General features: G+C 38.2%; 19 protein-coding genes. 17 read left to right on the plus strand and 2 right to left on the minus strand.

What is annotated here, in order from left to right; all coding sequences use genetic code 11:
- Window positions 1-217: 217 nt before the first annotated feature.
- From ilvA to KJS44_RS04575, 5 genes are all read left to right on the plus strand, one after another.
- Entirely contained in the window at window positions 218-1,417 is a 1,200-nt protein-coding gene (gene ilvA / locus KJS44_RS04555; RefSeq protein WP_008689286.1) for a threonine ammonia-lyase, read from the plus strand.
- Window positions 1,410-1,853, plus strand: coding sequence for a YaiI/YqxD family protein (locus tag KJS44_RS04560; RefSeq protein WP_017144606.1), 444 nt, complete (start codon window positions 1,410-1,412; stop codon window positions 1,851-1,853). The genes ilvA and KJS44_RS04560 overlap by 8 nt, the downstream gene beginning before the upstream one ends.
- Before the next feature lie 4 nt (window positions 1,854-1,857).
- Window positions 1,858-2,691, plus strand: coding sequence for a hypothetical protein (locus KJS44_RS04565; protein WP_017144607.1), 834 nt, complete (start codon window positions 1,858-1,860; stop codon window positions 2,689-2,691).
- Window positions 2,688-3,473, plus strand: a complete 786-nt coding sequence (locus KJS44_RS04570; protein WP_008689279.1) for an N-acetylmuramoyl-L-alanine amidase family protein — start codon at window positions 2,688-2,690, stop codon at window positions 3,471-3,473. The genes KJS44_RS04565 and KJS44_RS04570 overlap by 4 nt, the downstream gene beginning before the upstream one ends.
- 63 nt (window positions 3,474-3,536) lie before the next feature.
- Complete coding sequence (locus KJS44_RS04575) at window positions 3,537-4,244, plus strand: Bax inhibitor-1/YccA family protein (protein WP_008689277.1); 708 nt, start codon at window positions 3,537-3,539, stop codon at window positions 4,242-4,244.
- 92 nt (window positions 4,245-4,336) lie between these two features.
- Here KJS44_RS04575 and KJS44_RS04580 read toward each other — a convergent pair whose 3' ends face one another.
- On the minus strand, window positions 4,337-4,531 hold the full coding sequence (locus tag KJS44_RS04580) for a rubredoxin-like domain-containing protein (protein ID WP_008689276.1): 195 nt from the start codon (window positions 4,529-4,531) through the stop codon (window positions 4,337-4,339).
- Window positions 4,532-4,687: 156 nt separating this feature from the next.
- Here KJS44_RS04580 and KJS44_RS04585 point away from each other — a divergent pair, with 156 nt between their 5' ends.
- Window positions 4,688-7,303, plus strand: a complete 2,616-nt coding sequence (locus KJS44_RS04585) for a C1 family peptidase (protein WP_008689275.1) — start codon at window positions 4,688-4,690, stop codon at window positions 7,301-7,303.
- A 72-nt stretch (window positions 7,304-7,375) separates the two neighbouring features.
- Here KJS44_RS04585 and KJS44_RS04590 read toward each other — a convergent pair whose 3' ends face one another.
- Window positions 7,376-8,236 carry a DUF4438 domain-containing protein gene (locus tag KJS44_RS04590; protein ID WP_008689274.1) on the minus strand — a complete coding sequence of 287 codons (861 nt, stop codon included), beginning with the start codon at window positions 8,234-8,236 and terminating at the stop codon, window positions 7,376-7,378.
- Window positions 8,237-8,357: 121 nt separating this feature from the next.
- On the opposite strand from KJS44_RS04590, the gene KJS44_RS04595 reads away from it, so the two are divergent.
- From KJS44_RS04595 to KJS44_RS04645, 11 genes are all read left to right on the plus strand, one after another.
- Window positions 8,358-9,323: an aspartyl protease family protein gene (locus KJS44_RS04595; protein WP_008689273.1), complete on the plus strand. Its 966-nt coding sequence runs from the start codon at window positions 8,358-8,360 to the stop codon at window positions 9,321-9,323.
- Window positions 9,324-9,392: 69 nt separating this feature from the next.
- A complete protein-coding gene (locus tag KJS44_RS04600) occupies window positions 9,393-9,833 on the plus strand; it encodes a peptidylprolyl isomerase (RefSeq protein ID WP_008689272.1) in 441 nt (146 codons plus the stop codon).
- A 3-nt stretch (window positions 9,834-9,836) separates the two neighbouring features.
- A complete protein-coding gene (locus KJS44_RS04605) occupies window positions 9,837-10,187 on the plus strand; it encodes an amino acid permease (protein WP_008689271.1) in 351 nt (116 codons plus the stop codon).
- Window positions 10,188-10,199: 12 nt separating this feature from the next.
- On the plus strand, window positions 10,200-10,514 hold the full coding sequence (locus KJS44_RS04610) for a rhodanese-like domain-containing protein (protein WP_008689270.1): 315 nt from the start codon (window positions 10,200-10,202) through the stop codon (window positions 10,512-10,514).
- A gap of 4 nt (window positions 10,515-10,518) precedes the next feature.
- Window positions 10,519-10,902, plus strand: coding sequence for a hypothetical protein (locus KJS44_RS04615; protein ID WP_008689269.1), 384 nt, complete (start codon window positions 10,519-10,521; stop codon window positions 10,900-10,902).
- Between the two features lie 217 nt (window positions 10,903-11,119).
- On the plus strand, window positions 11,120-11,578 hold the full coding sequence (locus tag KJS44_RS04620) for a hypothetical protein (RefSeq protein ID WP_008689267.1): 459 nt from the start codon (window positions 11,120-11,122) through the stop codon (window positions 11,576-11,578).
- 21 nt (window positions 11,579-11,599) lie between these two features.
- Window positions 11,600-11,824, plus strand: a complete 225-nt coding sequence (locus KJS44_RS04625; protein WP_081484675.1) for a helix-turn-helix domain-containing protein — start codon at window positions 11,600-11,602, stop codon at window positions 11,822-11,824.
- Window positions 11,825-12,411: 587 nt separating this feature from the next.
- Window positions 12,412-13,992: a SpaH/EbpB family LPXTG-anchored major pilin gene (locus tag KJS44_RS04630; RefSeq protein ID WP_008689265.1), complete on the plus strand. Its 1,581-nt coding sequence runs from the start codon at window positions 12,412-12,414 to the stop codon at window positions 13,990-13,992.
- A complete protein-coding gene (locus KJS44_RS04635) occupies window positions 13,989-14,840 on the plus strand; it encodes a class C sortase (RefSeq protein WP_008689263.1) in 852 nt (283 codons plus the stop codon). Before KJS44_RS04630 ends, KJS44_RS04635 begins: the two co-directional genes overlap by 4 nt.
- Before the next feature lie 10 nt (window positions 14,841-14,850).
- Entirely contained in the window at window positions 14,851-15,687 is an 837-nt protein-coding gene (locus tag KJS44_RS04640) for a pilin N-terminal domain-containing protein (protein WP_008689261.1), read from the plus strand.
- Window positions 15,677-17,002, plus strand: a complete 1,326-nt coding sequence (locus KJS44_RS04645; RefSeq protein WP_008689260.1) for a leucine-rich repeat domain-containing protein — start codon at window positions 15,677-15,679, stop codon at window positions 17,000-17,002. The genes KJS44_RS04640 and KJS44_RS04645 overlap by 11 nt, the downstream gene beginning before the upstream one ends.
- Window position 17,003: the final 1 nt, after the last annotated feature.

Raw genomic sequence — 17,003 nt, forward strand, 5'->3', positions numbered from 1 at the left:
AATTGATTGTGTCTTTTTTTGGGTCGGTATCTTCTGCTTTTGGTGGCTGTTGATTATCCTTGCATACGTGAATTGCTGTGTTCATTTAATTGATGAATGTGTTCGCGATATAAGTACAATTTTTAATAAATGTATCTATTTTGTAGAAAAGCATCTTTTCATGAAGAGAAAAACATAGTACAATAAAATTATCGATAACGGAGGTAAAGCGGGCGATATGAAAATTGCGAAAATTGAAGATGCGAAACGTGTCTTAGAACCAATCATCAGTAAAACACCATTGGTGCATGCGACAAAGATTCATGATAATTTATGGATCAAGGCCGAAAATTTACAGGGCACAGGAGCGTTTAAGCTGCGGGGTGCCTATTATAAGCTTTCGAATTTGAATGAGGAAGAAAAGGCGAAAGGGGTCATCGCGGCAAGTGCTGGTAATCATGCACAAGGGGTTGCGTATTCTTGTAAGAAAATGGGCATTCAGGGAACGATCGTAATGCCGAAAACAGCACCTCTTTCCAAGATAGAAGCTACAAAGGCATATGGCGTCAAGGTAGAATTGCAAGGAGATACCTTTAACGATGCCTATGCATATGCGAAGAATCTGCAGGAAATTACCGGAGCTGTTTTTATTGAACCATTTAATGATGAAGATGTGATTACCGGCCAGGGAACCATCGGTATGGAAATCATAGAAAAAATGCCGGATGTGGATACAGTCATCGTACCGATTGGCGGCGGCGGCTTGATTAGTGGCATTGCGTATGCTATCAAAACCTTGCGTCCACATTGCCGTATTGTCGGTGTACAATCAGAAAAAGCAGCGAGCATGAAAACATCCTTAAAGGAACAGAAGATCATGACCTTAAAAGAGGTCAGTACGATTGCGGATGGAATTGCCGTAAAAACACCGGGAACATTGACCTATGCATTGTGTAAAGAGTATGTAGATGAAGTAGTAACGGTAAGTGAAGAAGAAATTGCGGCAGCCATCCTTGTTTTATTGGAAAAAATGAAGATGGTAGCAGAAGGAGCTGGTGCCGTCAGTGTGGCAGCAGCCATGTTTGGAAAAGTTGATCTTATTCATCGTAAATGCGTTGCTGTGTTAAGCGGAGGAAATATTGATGTAAACTTGCTGTCCAAGATCATTGACCTTGGATTGATCAAAACAGGACGCAAGGCGGTGATCAATATGAATGTTACCGATAAACCGGGAAATTTATCACGCATGATCGAATTGATTTCACGTACCGGAGCCAATATTATTTCTGTAAACCATAATCGTATTCAGAATGGTATCTTATTTAATCAGTGTCGTGTTGGGGTGGTAATTGAGACAAACAATCAGGCACATATTGAAGAAGTGCTGGATATTTTGGAAGAAAATGGCTATCATCCACATATGGTGGAACATGTTTAAGATCCTAATTGATGGAGATGGATGCCCTGTGATTGAAGAAACGCTTATGATCGCAGAGCATTTTTCTATACCGGTCATATTGGTGTGTGACAGCTCACATAGCTTTATGCATGATGCTTGTGAAGTGGTGATTACCGATAAAGGAAAGGATCGCGCGGATTTCGTTATCTTGCAAAAAGTAAAAAAAGATGATATTGTAATAACTCAAGACTATGGCTTAGCCGCACTGGTCCTCAGCAGACAGGCACATGCCTTATCACAAAACGGTTTGCGCTTTCGTGATAACAACATGCTGTCTTTGCTGAATCAGCGAAGTGACGCAGCGAATATACGCCGTCAAAGAAAACGCTATGGTCATATGAAAAAGCGTACACCGCAAGATGATAAAGCCTTTTTAAAAGCTTTATATGCTGTTGTATGTGAGTTATTGGAGTGATAAATTGAATACACATAAAAAAATCCCCTATGACATTATGATGGTGCAATTGAAACAAATGTCAAAGGAAGAACTGCAACGTCATTTACAGTTATTAGGCTGCGACTGGAGTTATGAAGCAATTTATGAAAGCCTGAAAAAAACGTTCAATGATCTGCAAGTGGCGGATGCCATATTTGATAGCTGTATCATACAAGACGACAATAGCCCATATCCCAAAGATTTCATAGATGAGGCTGTGTTAGAAATTGCTCGACGCGAAACGTTTTCGTTCATTCATTATGGGATAGTATCCCGTGATTTTGTACAGGCTATGCAACTATCAGATGATCAGCAAAGAGTGGATGCACTGGAAATGAACTTTCGCAAGGTGCTGAAACTGGCCAAAACCTTTTCCTTGGATAGTCTTGAAGGTATCGTTTATCAGGTAAATGATGGTGTTGATATCATAAGCATGCTGGCGGAAATGCTAGATACCATGCAGCAATTGGCAAGACAAGAAAAACCATATGCCAAACGCATCGTCGCTTTTGTGGATAAATATTTACAAATTTTCACGAAAACGAATACCTTCACCAAAGTCATGCTACAATATGAACAGGCGCAAGCCTATCTTACATTTAACTCCGTGAAGGGAGAACAGCTGTTTTTAAAGTTATTAAAGACGCACAGTGATCCTACGGATGTCATCTTGCATTATGGCTTGGCTTATTTAGATGATGATGAAGAAAAAACGCGCAAGATCTTTTTACGCTATCAAAATAAGTTGGATAAAAAGAGTGAATCTTACGATATCATCATGGACATTTTGCAGGATTTAGAAAGGAGGTCTTCATGAAGCGCAATATCGTACAGCGTCATGCCATCTTTTTTACGCTGTTAGTGCTATGCTTTTTGATTGTTCCTGCGATACGTGAATCTTATGCACAGGATAGAATGAATAAAAAAGAAGCCCAGCGTCAGCAAAAATTGATGGAAGAGTATCAAAAACAGCAAAAACAAAAGCTTGCGAAAGAAAAACAGCAAAAACAAAAGGCGGCAAAGTTTAAAGTGATGCTAGATGCCGGTCATGGCGGATATGATGCGGGGAGCGAAAGTAAACAAGGGAAAAAAGAGAAAGATATCACCTTATCCATTACCTTAAAGACAGGAGAATTGTTAAAGCAGGAAGGGGTACAGGTGTTGTATACAAGAGAAAGTGATACAATCTCATGGAAAAGTAATAATGTAGATGATTTAAATACCCGCAGTCACATGGCGAATGCCAGTCAAGCGGATATATTTGTTTCCATACATACCAATTATAGTGATGAAGCAAAGGATAAGACAGCGGGCAGTGAGGTATGGTACAGTACCCGTCAATCAGGCAGTAAGAAAATCGCTGAGCATATGGAACTTGCTTTACGTACGGATGGCTATACCAAAAGCCGTGGATTGCGGGATGATAGGGAATCTTTTTTATCACTGTTGTATTATAATCAAATTCCTAGTATTCTGGTGGAAACCGGGTTTATCTCCAATCCCAAGGATGTTTCCATATTAAGTGATGCGAAAGGACAAGAGCGAATTGCACAGGCCATCAGTACAGGTGTTTTAAAAGCACTCGGATTAAAAAATTAAAGGATTTCAGTTTTCAAGTTTCATAAAAAAGTGTATACTATAACTTAAACAGGAGGTATATGTATGTTTCATAACAATGATGAATTAAATTTTGAAACCGAATATCATGTCACAACCATACAACAACATGCGATAAAAACATTTGCGTGGATGGGACTTGGCTTATTGATTACGGCTTTGGTAGCATTTGGCATGGTAACAACGAACATGACTTTGCGCTTATATGTATCTTATCCAATAGCGCCTATGTTGTTGTTATTTGCGCAGCTTGGTGTAGCCGTTGCTTTCGCGGCACGTTTGGCGAAAATGAAAGCAGCGACGGCACGCATTCTTTTTGTGGCATATTCCATCTTAATGGGAGTCACTTTTTCCACACTGGCTTTTGTCTATGACTTAGGTTCTATCGGTATTGCCTTTGGGATTACGGCTGTATATTTTGGCTGTTTGGTCATTATCGGCTATACGACAAAGATGAACCTATTGCGCTTTGGGCCAATCTTGATGGGTGGTTTATTAACGTTGATTATCGTAGAAGTTGTGATGACATTGTTGGGTATGGATATTACGACACGCGGCTTTACAGCAATTGGCTTATTATTATTCACCGGTATAACAGCATATGATACACAGAAAATGAAGGCGTTGTATCATAGCTATGAAGGTGATGAAAGTATGCTGAGCAAGTTGTCAATTTATTCAGCTTTTGATTTATATCTGGACTTCATTAACATCTTCTTATATATCTTACGCTTTGTAGGAAATAGAGATTAAGCACTTTAAGACATAGCTGTTTCAGGCTATGCCTTTTTTTTATCTTTTTTCATGATAAGAAAAAAAGGATGTACCAAAGCGGACATCCAACATTATTTCGTTTCTTCTTTTTTCACGCGGTGATATTCATCACTTGCTAAATTTACTTCATGGTCAAAGCTTCTTTCGTTGAAGGCATCTTTTCCATGATCACATAATGGACAACGATAATCATCAGCTTCTTTTAAGAAGTCGTCACCATCATATACATAGCCACAAATTCCACAAATATATGTTGTTACAGCCATCTGCCAACCTCCTTTTCTTTCCTTGGTTTTAAGTATAACATATTTGCTTAAATGTGTCATTTAACTTGCTTTTTAATAACGAAAATCACATAAATGTCACATTTAATTTCATATTTTATCATTCTTGTGTTATGATGAGTAAAAGAAGGTGAGGTTATGAAGAAGTTATGGTCTTTTGTTTTATTACTTTGTTTGTTTCTGGGAAATATACAGCTTTTAACAGCAAAGCAAATCGATAGTCCAAAACAGGGGGGGAATAATTATCATGCGATTGATTATGTAGTACAAAAGCCGAATAACAGCAGACAATTATATCGCTCTGCGCTGCCTACATCCTACGATAATCGAAAACAACACCATGTTACACCGATTAAGGATCAAAATCCATACGGAGATTGTTGGGCATTTACAACCATGGCAGCCGCTGAAACAAATCTGTTAAAAAGTGGAATTGTAAATAATCCAAATGCCGTTGATTTATCAGAACTGCAATTTGCGTATCGTTTTTATAACCGCTTAAATGATCCATTGGGCAATACCGCAGGGGATACCAATGATCCGACATCAACCGGTAAACTAGGTTTTTTAGATAATGGAGGTAATAACTGGACAAGTGCTTTTGCCTTATCACAGTGGATCAGTCCCACAGATGAAGATAATGCACCTTATACACATAATGAGACAACGATGTTAGCAGGTATTAAAAAAGCAAATGCCTATCAACCTTCCTATATCATGAAAGATGCTGTTTTCTTGCCCGATGATGATATTACCTCTATCAAACAGGCCATTCTTGATTATGGCAGTGTATCGGCTGGTATAGCCGTTCAAAAGATGTCGGTATATGCCAAATATTTCTATGATGGCAGCAAACGCTTTGATCATGCGGTGACTATTGTTGGCTATGATGATACAATTTCGAAAAACAAGTTTTCCATAAAACCGCAACATGATGGAGCATGGATCGTTAAGAACAGCTGGGGTACACATGCCAATGATGCAGGCTATTTCTATCTGTCATATGATCAGCCAGTCAATGCTGTAGTAGCTTATCAGTATATGGCGAAAGATACCTATGAAAATAATTATTTCTATGATGGTTCCGCAGCTCTTTCAGAATATACCGCCGGCGGTGAAGTGACAGTTGCCAATGTGTTTAAGGCACAGAAAGGTACGAGTACTTCACCTGAATATGTTGAGGCTGTTTCCATTGCTTTTTCAGGAGCAGATACAGATTATGAGGTAGAAGTATATACCAACCTGAAAGACAAACAAGATCCTTACAGTGGCAGCAAAGCTTTATCGATGCCGGTGAAAGGTTATCGCAAATATGCTGGTATTTACACGATACCGCTTACGCATCATGTCTGTGTAAAACCACATACTTATTATGCCGTTGTTGTGACATGTAAGAATCATTACGGGGATACGACTGGTTTGTATGTGGCTGAAAACAAAAATTATGGATGGATCAATTTCAAAGAACAGATTCAATCAGATCAAAGCTTTCTCTATGTCCATCATGACTGGTATGATATGGCAAATATCAACGCATGTTTTCGTGTGAAAGCATTTACGATGCAGCATCATGATGATATAGCAAAGGCAAAAGTCAAATTATCTGCAACCTCTTATATTTACGATGGGAAACCACATTCTCCATCACTTACTCTAACGTATGGAACAACCACCTTGCGAAATGGTAAAGATTATAAATTGACCTATCACAATAATGTGAAATCCGGTACGGCTTCTGTTCACATTGAGGGTTTAAATGCTTATGCTGGCAGTAAGGATGTCACTTATAAGATCTTACGGCGGGCAATCTATGCAAAAAGCATCCATGTGGATGCCATACCGTCTAAAACTTATACAGGCTGTGCGCAAAAACCATTACCACTTTTAAAATATGGAACGACGACATTAAAAAACGGTATTGATTTTACCTTATCGTATAAGAATAACAGCAATGCCGGTACGGCACAGTTGATTATCAAAGGGAAAGGGAATTATGGCGGCTGTCTTACAAAAAGTTTTATTATTCATAAACGCAATCTGACATCCGTAAGTAATAAGCCATTAGCAACACGGACTTATACAGGCTCTGCCCAAAAACCATTGCCTTTATTGAATTATGGCTCTGTGACTTTAAAAAACGGAAGAGATTATACCCTTTCTTATGCTCATAATGTTAATTCTGGAATAGCTAAAGTCATCGTAAAGGGAAAAGGCAATTATACAGGAAGTATGACAAAGACTTTTAAAATTAAAAAACGTGATATTGCGACAGTGAGCATGAACAAGCTAAGCAATCAAAGCTATAGTGGAAAAGCAATTCAGCCAAACGTGACATTAACGTATGGCAAAACAGTATTAAAGAAGAATAGGGATTATACGATTCAATATGGAACAAATAAAAAATGTGGAAAAGCTACCTTAAAGATTATTGGAAAAGGCGGTTATGGTGGCAGTATGTGTAAAACCTTTACCATTGTTCCCAAACAGCCGCTTAAACTGCATCTCACCACGAGCAAACACAAAGCTATCAATGTATCTTATAAAAAGGCTGTTGGAGCCAGTGGTGTTCAGATTGCTTATTGTGCAAAAGGCAGTAATCATTGGAACTATAACCAAACAAGCAGGAATTGTTATCAACTGCATACACTTAGCAGTGGTAAACAATATCAGATTAAGGTGCGCAGTTATGTAACAATAGCAAACGTGCGTCATTATGGCAGCTGGGGCAAAGTACAGCTAGTCAAGATCAAATAATCAAATACGAGAAAAAAGAAATCCATGAGGTATAGGAGTCTATCTGAATACCTGTCAGGATTTCTTTTTCTTTTATTCAATGCCAAGATAATTTGCGATATTGGCATCTTTATCAATAAATGGTTTGATTGTTTTTGTCTTGCTGGAAAGAATCACCGTTAAGCCCGGGCCATGTCCACTGGTAAAGGAATCGGAATGAACAACAACACCAATGGTGATGGCACCTTCCAGATAATGAGGTCCGTGATGATTATCATGATCTAAAACAGCAACGATATCGCCAAAACGCAAGTCATTGATGTGATAGGTTTCGTTGGCTTTTTTATCCTGTGTCATGATGTCATAATCCCCTAACATGGTTGTCGCACTGCCTAAGCCACTTCCCATCAAATGCGCAGGAACAATGGTTGTAACACCGATTTCTATGCTATCTTCATGTTCTTTGATGTTTAACTTTTCCAATAAAGAAGGATCAATATTCATCACATGAATTTCCTCATGATCTAACAGCTTTAACCCCTGTCCGCATGCTTTGATATGCACCTTATCCTCACAGGTCATTAAATCTAATGTTTCTTCATCAAAATAGACCATGACATGATCGATACCGCCATGCTTACCTGTAACATAGCCGATTCTACCTTTGGCATCTCCGCTGATGATACGAGCTTGATTACCGATACAGGCAAATGCCTGCAAAGCATTATTTTCTCTTTCCACCGGATTTTTTAAGCTTACACCTGGTTCTACATGATCGCCGGCAATACCCATACAGGAATCTTTGATTTTATAATTGTAAACGATGCCGCCGGTCGCCATCGGTATACGTCCAAAACCATCATAGCCGACACGGTAAGCATTTCCCGCCATGCTTGGATGGTCAACACTGCCTTGTACGCTCATAACGACAAGACGATCTTTATTCATTTTCATACTTCATACCTCCGCTGTACATCATTATAGCATTTTTAAACAAAAAAGTAAGGGAAAAGCCTTCATAAAACAAAGTGTTTTACGTAAGATATGTTATAATCATACATACAGGAGTGATGACATGCATAGATGCAAAACAAGAACCTGCCCACCGGTTTTCATAGACAAAGCAACCTATGACAACCTACAAAATAAAATTTTAACACCCACATTTTTAAATGGTTGTAGACAAGCGCAGGAAGCCATTTTACAAAAGTCGTATATGGTCGATCGGCGACTGTTTCAAGAATCTTTTTCAATACCGATGAAACGTAATTTATTTGGCCTTTTGGCAATACCGGTTGAGGTGAATCAGATTTCATGTACCTTTTTAATAGATACGGGGGCACAAATCAGTGGGCTGAGATCGACTTGCGTAAAAAAAGTTGAAGCCATACCTGCCACCGGACGAATCGGAATCGGCAGTATTGGCGGAAAAGAGAAAGCTTTAAGTGGCTGCATCGTGAAACAACTGCGTATGGGCGCTTTGCAATATCATCATATGCCGATGGTCATACTGGATGAGAAAGACTTTGCCATGCGTTTTGGAAACATCGATCTGATGGGATTTGATGGTATTATCGGCTGGGATGTTTTATCACAGCTTGATTTTGAAATGGATGATATTGCGAAACAGTTTAAAGTCGTTAAAAATAAGTTCCGTTTTCCTTGTCGTAATATGATCATGGGGAGTTTTCCGGTTTTTTTATGTCAGAAGAAGAATCAAGAAATTGCCCTTTTCGGCTTTGATAGTGGTTCTAAAGTGAGCTGGCTTTCTGATCAGTTCATCGAAAAGGAACAGCTGCAAATCATCTGTGAAGGCCATGCTATGGGCTTTGGGGTGCATGGATTTGAAAAACTCCCAATGAAAATTGTGGAACAGCTACAGGTGACCTTAGATCGTGGTGCTATCACTTTAAAGGATACGATGAGTGGGCGCTGTGATTTATTTAACGGCTTTACTTTTGATGGGGTATTTGGCAATGAAATCTTTAAAGGCAGAAGGATTCGCCTAATCAATAGTAAACAGGTTGTTCTGCTTGTATAGGCAGTTGTAATTTATCATTATTTATTGTATAGTAGGTAAGAAAAATGAGTAAGAAAGGACGAATTGATTATGTTATTACATGGTAAAATTGTGATGGAAAATGGTGCGGAGATTCCTTTTGAATTATATCCGGATGATGCACCTATCACTGTCGAAAACTTTGTGAAATTGATGAAAGAAGGTTATTATGATGGGAAGACATTCCATCGTGTCATTAAAAACTTCGTATCACAGGGAGGCTGCCCTTATGGAAATGGTACAGGGGATTTAGGATATACGATTCCTTGTGAAACAGCAAATAATCCTCACCGTCATGAAGAAGGAAGCTTGTCCATGGCACATCGTGGTAAAGATACCGGTTGTTGTCAGTTCTTCATCTGTCATTGCCCACAGCCACATTTAGATGGTGTGCATACCGTATTTGGTAAAGTGACAGATAATATGGGCGCAGTACGTCAAATGCGCAATGGCGATGTCATGAAGCAGGTTGTTTTATTGGAGGAAAACTAAACGATGGAAGATGTGAAACGTCTTGGGTTTCCACTGTTGATCATCGTTTTATCCGCATTTCTTTCCCGCTTGTTGGAAACCTATCTGCATGGAAGCTTTGTGCATACCTTAATGGTTATCCTCATTGTCAGTGCCTTATTCCTCTTTGGTGTTTCCTTAAATAAGAGCCGTAAGAAACGCAGCAATGCCGTGTTTAAAAAAGTTGTGGCAATCCTTGTGGTGATTTTGATGCTTTTTATGCAATTGGGGTATTTTACTTTGCCAATTATGCAAAATGTATTCACTTTGATTGGAATTGATGCCTTTTATATGAACATGCTATATATTTTCTGCGGCTATCTATTCGTGGATTAAAGGAGGAGCAAGATGTTTTTCTTAAAATTCGATAAAACGATGGAAGAGGTTAAACAGGCATTGGATGAGCATCAGGATATAGTCTTAGTCGACGTCAGAGAAGCGGATGAATATGCATCGGGTCATCTTCCTCAGGCAATCAACATGCCATTGAGCCGATTTCATGAAAGCTATACAATGCTGCCTAAAGAGAAGCCATTGTATGTATATTGCCGCAGCGGACAGCGCTCACGTACGGCAGTGAAAAGACTAAAGGATGCAGGCTATGCCAATGCTTATAATATCGGCGGAATCATCCACTGGCCTTATGATACAGAAAGCAGGTAATGATATGTTTCATACAAACGTAAGATGTCCGCATTGCGGGCATGAATTCACCTATTCTATCTTTCGCTTTAATTCCACCGTATGTTGTGAAAAGTGTCAGAAGAAAATTTATATTGAAACCAAAACAAGCATGTACATGATTTTGTTTGTCGTGTTTCTTTTAGCAAGTGATTATATAAAAGCTTTTTTACATACGATATTACCAAATCAGGCAGCATTTCTCTATTTTGGTTTGATGTTTTTCATCATACTGATCAGCTTGTTGTTGGTCATGTTTGTACTGATTAAACTATTCGGCTTTACAAGCGTTTATCGCATCCGTGATGATGTGTACTATCGTGAGGCTGTTCAGCGTGCAAATGATCGAAAAAAAGGGAAAAAGAAATAAGCAAAAAAAGTGTTAAGCCTTGATGATGCAAGGCTTTTCTTATGGCTGTTAGAATATATAAGTCCTTTTTTATGAGAAATCTCATGGTATACTTAATATGTATAATGATATAAGAAAATACAGCACGATAAACAAAAAAATCCATATGATTCTTTTTATATGAAATATTTACCTGTTATCTTAATATTTTATATATTTTTTATTGCATACTATAGCTATGAGATGGGAGCAAGATGATGTCCAGCATGCCTTGACAGATAAGCAAGAAGATACCACCTTAAATGATATGGCAGATGCTCTTTTGCACGCAATACGTTATAATCAGGCAAAAGTGTTTCCGGATGTTGTGTGTCGTATTCAAAAAGAGGCGGAAACAAATGAAATTCTGGCGATACGTAAAATATTGGTGAAGCTTTTTCATATTCTGCAGAATAAAATGAACCAGTGTGAGGATATGAAGGATTATGTGACATTGCTAAGTGAGAAAATCGATGGTATCTCTTATGATAATCCCACGCAGGATGAGGCAACCTACATTCGTTATGAAGTTAAGCATGTAATCCATGCCATTATCAAATCACACAGTAAATCAATGAACAAGATTGTTTTGGATGCGTATACTTATATCGGTAAGAATTACCACCGTTCTATCGGGTTAAATGATTTAGCGAACTAATTAGATTTAACTCCTCAATATATCAGCTCTCTTTTATCGCAACATACAAAAAATAGTTTTACCAATATCTTAGCAGAGTATCGCGTTGAAAAGGCAAAGCAATTATTATTAAACAATCGCAAGATCAAAGAGGTTTCCAGTTTGGTAGGTTTTCAGAATCAAAATTATTTTGCGAAAACCTTTAAAAAAGTAACAGGCTATACACCTAAAGAATACAAACAGATGCATGTGATGAAAGATATATAAATGGCTGTTTTCATTTTGTATTTATGTTGTAAGAAGTATGGGGGTTAGCATATGCATGAAGGATTGTATGGATAAATAAGAAAATTTAAAAAGCGTTTAGAAGCAAGGAAAGAAGCCATCTGTATACGGGTCGGCTTTTTTTAATTGCGAAAAAAAGATAACCAAAGAATTGTTATATTTTATCGGTGATTTACCGGAATTTTATTTACGTTTTCTTTTTTATGGTTAGTGAAAAAGTGCTTTTTTATTTATATTGCTCTGTTTTTTAGAATTTATTGTCAATTTATTGACACTGGTTATCTTTTTCTATATTCTGTAAGTAGGAATTAAATAAGGTGTTTTATTCATAATAAAAATAACCTATATATCTACATAAATATTTGTATCCGGATAATGAAAGGTATTTATGAATAAAATGCGAGGTTATAAAATGTGATTATCGCTGTTTAATTAGCAATATTTACAAGGTTGTATTTGTACTTCATAATAAAACCCATACATGGGCTTTATCATATAGGTGTTTATGACATAAGGGCACATCACATCAAATAGTTTTAATAACAGAGAATAATGATTAGGAGGAAAACATGAAAAGGAAAAGTAGGAAGGTATTGGTCGCAACAGTTGCGACTGTTTCTATGCTGGGAGGAGAAATCGCATCCGGCATCTCTTTAAGAGCGTTTGAAAATGTAGCGGTTTTCGATATGAATACGATTGAAAACAGAACCGGAAGTATCACGGTCAACAAGCAGACAAAGGATAAGCAACCTTTAGCAGGGGCAACCTTTGCCATCTATAAGGTTATGAGCTTCACTCCTTCAACGGCAGATGCTTCTGCTAAATATGAACCAACCACGGATTTTGCGCAAGCATTACAGGGGATTAAGGCGGATGAACTAGGGACATATTCCGCTACAGAAATGGAAAAGCTTATTACGACCTTGACGGCAACAGCCAATACCGCAGATGTAAAAGCTACTGCAAGCATGACAACCCCTGCATCCGGTACGGTCACCTTTGAAAATCTTGACCTGGGATATTATCTGGTAGTAGAGACTTCTGCACCGGATGGATATGTGGCAGGAAAGCCATTTTTGATTGCCGTGCCTTCCAGTGATAACTATACGGATGAGAATGCAGCAGGTACAAAATGGGTCTATGATGTAACTGCGACACCTAAAAATGAGAAAGTGACGATACATAAGGAACTCACAGCAGAAAGTGATGGTTCGGTAGCAATTGGAGATTTTGTACAATATCAGATAACGACGCTGATGCCAAGCTATACCGATGACTATTTTGAAGGTGAGAATAAAGTAGTTTTCGAAATTCAGGATACGATGGATGATGGCTTAGCAATACAAAATGATAGCGAACATGCAATTACGGTAAAGGTGAATGATGCTGTCATAGAAGCATCCGATACGACCTATGCCATAACAGCAGCAAATGTAAGCAAAGAGACAGCAGATTTTAAGATCGTGTTCACAAAGGCCTTCCTAAAGGCGCATAAAGGAGAAAAGGTAGCAGTAACCTATTATGCGAAAGTAACGGAGAAAGCCATACAGGGAAATGCCGGAAATGAAAATGCGGCAGTGATCGTATATAATCATAAGCCAAATGCCACCACAACAAGTGAAAAAGAAACAGCTTATGTATATAGCTTTGGGATCAATGTGAAGAAATTTACGAAAGAAGGTACACCACAAGTTTTGCAAGGTGCTAAATTCGTCTTATTAGAGAAAGATGGCAAAACACAGATCGGGGAAGAAAAGAGCACAAATGCAGATGGTGAGATAGCTTTCGGCAAATTGGATGAAGGGACCTATTATCTAAAGGAAACGGCATCACCTACAGGATATACCTTGTTGGCAGAAGCAATCAAGGTAGAGATCATAGCAGAAAAAGATGAAACGACGAAGAAAGCAAATGGAAGATTTACAGTGAAGGTAAACGATCAGGAAGTAAATGCGACAACAGGAGAATATAGCAGCTATATCGATGAGGAAGCAGGAACAGCCAATATAGCAGTAGAGAACCATAAAGGATTTACGTTGCCATCCACAGGAGGAATGGGAATCACGGTATTCTTAGCAATTGGTGGCATAGGAATCTTAGGCATAAGTATTGTAATGTTGAAGAAGAGCAGGAAACAGGCAGAATTATGAAGATGACGAAGCGGATGGTATCAGTCTGTTTCGTTTTCGTATTTTTGTTCTTTTTAGGTATCATGGATTATCCCTTTGTGTCACGATTAATTAATCAACGAAACTACGATGGAGTCATTATTGAATATGATGATACAAGCGCAAAGCTGGATGCAAACAGAAAAGAACAATTTTTTAAAGAAGCGAAACAATATAATGAAGAACTAAGTAATGGTAGTGGTATCTCAATCATAGATGCTTTTGCTCAAGATCATAGCATGGAGAAAAAGTATACACAGCTTTTAAATGTTGCCAATAATGGAGTGATGGGAGTTGTTGATATTCCTAAACTACATGTCTCTTTACCTATTTATCATGGAACATCAGAAGAAGTTTTGCAAAAAGGGGCAGGACATTTGGAAGGCACTTCCTTACCGATTGGTGGGATCTCGACACATGCATGTCTTTCAGCACATCGTGGATTGCCAAACAAAAAGATGTTTACAAGCTTAGATGAATTAAAAAAAGGAGATATTTTTCTGATTACGGTCCTGGGAAGAAAAATGGCCTATAAAGTGAATAATATACAGATAGTCTTACCAAGTGACATTAAAGCCTTACACATTCAAAAAGGAAAAGACTTGGTAACATTAATTACATGTACACCATATGGAGTGAATTCACATCGTTTGTATGTAACAGGAGAAAGAACAGAATATAAAGAAGAAATGAAAACAGACAATAGCATTGGGCTGCCCTGGTATTATGATTGGTGGTGGGTACCAGTGAATATCGTCTTGTTAAGTGTATTGGGAATCTTATTATATCAATATAATAGAAAACCGAAAGTGAAAGAGAAAGTAGAATGAGGAAGGGCATATGAAAAAGAAATTGCAGTTGTTGATGAGTGTGGTAATGGTCTTAGCAATCATGCTTACACCGATACAGGCAAACAGCGGAAGGATAAACATCCAATTGAAAGATCTGCCCGGCGATTGGGATGAGAAAGCAGGAGTGGTCTTTACGCTATATCAGGTAGGAAAGATGAGCAATGATGGAAAGGCAGAACTGGATGCCAAGTATGACATGAGCCTGCCAAGCGATGCACAAGGATTGCAGAAGATCGCCAAAAAGCTTACCGCAAAAGAAGGGAAAGAGCTCATTGAAAAGAAGACGACCGATAAGAATGGCTGTCTGTCTTTTGAGAATGTCAAAAATGGCATCTATCTACTTGTACCCTCTCATATGGAAGCCTATGGAAGTATCGATCCTTTTATCGTGACGCTGCCAATGTATGAGGAAGTAAACAATGCTATTCAAGGACCTACTTATATGCTGCAGATAGAACCCAAAGCATCACCTAATGAAGAACCTATAAAACCAGTTCCTCCAGTGGATCCGGATGATCCTGAGACTCCGGATGTCAAAGAACCAGAGAAACCTGTTGAACCAGATAAACCGGTAGGTCCGGATCAATCCGATAAAGAACCTAATGTACCGGAAACCAATGAACCGCAGAAAGAACCCAATAAACCAGAGACACCACAAAAGGAACCATCAAAATCAGAAGAACCAGAGAAAGAAACAGAGGAAACAAAAACAGGAGATACGACAAGAAGAGGTCTGTATGTCTTGTTGATCATGTTATCCGGTTTTGGTATGTATATCATCTATAATAAGCATAGGAGAGGGAGAGAATTAGGTGATGAAAAATAAAAAAAGATTCACTGCTTTTCTATTAGCAGCTTCCATGCTGTTCATAAATACGAATTCCTCGTTGTTTGCCAAAGAAGAAGCAAAAGGGGAAGAAATTAGTGAGCAGTCAGATAAAACAAGACAACCATCCAGCATAAGCTATGCCCCAACGCAGCAGGCACTCTCAGGAAGCATACCGCCTGAAGAAACGAAAGAGGAGCCAAAAGAAGAAGCAGAAACACCAAAAACAAAGGAAGCTGTTCAGACGGTAGAAGTCAAAACAACGATCTATTTGGATGCCAATAAGAATGAAAAGAAAGATAAGGAAGAAAAAGGTGTATCCCATATCGAAGTACGCTTGTATAAGATGCTGGAAGGAACAGTGGAAAAAGAGGCAAGCTATCAGGCAATCATCAACATCAAGGGAGAAGTGTATCCTAAGGATGTAGAAGCAGGAAGCTATCGCATCGAATATGAGAGCATGGATAGCGAGAAGGATTTGAAGGATTATACGGGGGTATCTGGAAATGACGAGAATACCAAAAAATTATCTGAAAATGCCATGATCATCCAAGGGAAAGCATCATTAGTATTAAGCACAGTTGTTATAGATACAGATAAACAATATTTTAGAGCAGGAACCGATATTCAAAAATCAGACTTCAAAGTTTATAAAGTATATTCAGATGAATCATTGGTATTGATACCGGAAGATCAATTTCATATCGATTTAAAGACTGTTCCAAATAATGATAAAGAGGTCTTCAATTTAAAATTCACTTTGATCCAAGATGAAATCGGTAAAACGATAAGCAAAACTGAGGCATTTGTCATACAAAGAGAAATAGCATTAGATCAGCTTATGGTAAAGAATGGCGTAACAGACTTAATAAGTGGAAAGCATGTCATCTTAAATGAAGGAGATGTCATCATACCGGAAGAGATACTGTATAATGAGAAACCATACTTTATTACAAGTATAGGATCATCAGCATTTTATATGAATAAAGCAATTACAAGTATTAAAATACCAGAATCTATAAAGAGCATTGAATATGAGGCATTCTATTATTGTGAAAATTTGAAAGGTGAGTTAATCTTACCCAAAACACTAAATTACATAGGAAGATTTGCATTTTATTATGGTAGTGGATTAACAGGTAACTTAGTTATTCCAGATTCTGTAACAAGCATAGGAAATTATGCATTCTTAAGTTGTGACAGTCTTGAAAAAATCATCATTCAAGGTAAATCTGAAGGAGAAATTACAGGCTCTCCTTGGGGTGCACCAGACACAGTAACTATTGAATGGCAACCATCACAGGAAGGGGCATGAT

Source organism: Longicatena caecimuris, from assembly GCF_018406465.1.
Taxonomy (GTDB): Bacteria; Bacillota_I; Bacilli_A; order Erysipelotrichales; family Erysipelotrichaceae; genus Longicatena; species Longicatena caecimuris.

Coding starts and splice junctions, on each gene's coding strand:
- ilvA (WP_008689286.1), top strand. CDS start 218: ATGAAAATTGCGAAAATTGAAGATGCGAAACGTGTCTTAGAACCAATC.
- KJS44_RS04560 (WP_017144606.1), top strand. CDS start 1,410: ATGTTTAAGATCCTAATTGATGGAGATGGATGCCCTGTGATTGAAGAA.
- KJS44_RS04570 (WP_008689279.1), top strand. CDS start 2,688: ATGAAGCGCAATATCGTACAGCGTCATGCCATCTTTTTTACGCTGTTA.
- KJS44_RS04575 (WP_008689277.1), top strand. CDS start 3,537: ATGTTTCATAACAATGATGAATTAAATTTTGAAACCGAATATCATGTC.
- KJS44_RS04580 (WP_008689276.1), bottom strand. CDS start 4,531: ATGGCTGTAACAACATATATTTGTGGAATTTGTGGCTATGTATATGAT.
- KJS44_RS04585 (WP_008689275.1), top strand. CDS start 4,688: ATGAAGAAGTTATGGTCTTTTGTTTTATTACTTTGTTTGTTTCTGGGA.
- KJS44_RS04590 (WP_008689274.1), bottom strand. CDS start 8,236: ATGAAAATGAATAAAGATCGTCTTGTCGTTATGAGCGTACAAGGCAGT.
- KJS44_RS04595 (WP_008689273.1), top strand. CDS start 8,358: ATGCATAGATGCAAAACAAGAACCTGCCCACCGGTTTTCATAGACAAA.
- KJS44_RS04600 (WP_008689272.1), top strand. CDS start 9,393: ATGTTATTACATGGTAAAATTGTGATGGAAAATGGTGCGGAGATTCCT.
- KJS44_RS04605 (WP_008689271.1), top strand. CDS start 9,837: ATGGAAGATGTGAAACGTCTTGGGTTTCCACTGTTGATCATCGTTTTA.
- KJS44_RS04610 (WP_008689270.1), top strand. CDS start 10,200: ATGTTTTTCTTAAAATTCGATAAAACGATGGAAGAGGTTAAACAGGCA.
- KJS44_RS04615 (WP_008689269.1), top strand. CDS start 10,519: ATGTTTCATACAAACGTAAGATGTCCGCATTGCGGGCATGAATTCACC.
- KJS44_RS04620 (WP_008689267.1), top strand. CDS start 11,120: ATGAGATGGGAGCAAGATGATGTCCAGCATGCCTTGACAGATAAGCAA.
- KJS44_RS04630 (WP_008689265.1), top strand. CDS start 12,412: ATGAAAAGGAAAAGTAGGAAGGTATTGGTCGCAACAGTTGCGACTGTT.
- KJS44_RS04635 (WP_008689263.1), top strand. CDS start 13,989: ATGAAGATGACGAAGCGGATGGTATCAGTCTGTTTCGTTTTCGTATTT.
- KJS44_RS04640 (WP_008689261.1), top strand. CDS start 14,851: ATGAAAAAGAAATTGCAGTTGTTGATGAGTGTGGTAATGGTCTTAGCA.
- KJS44_RS04645 (WP_008689260.1), top strand. CDS start 15,677: ATGAAAAATAAAAAAAGATTCACTGCTTTTCTATTAGCAGCTTCCATG.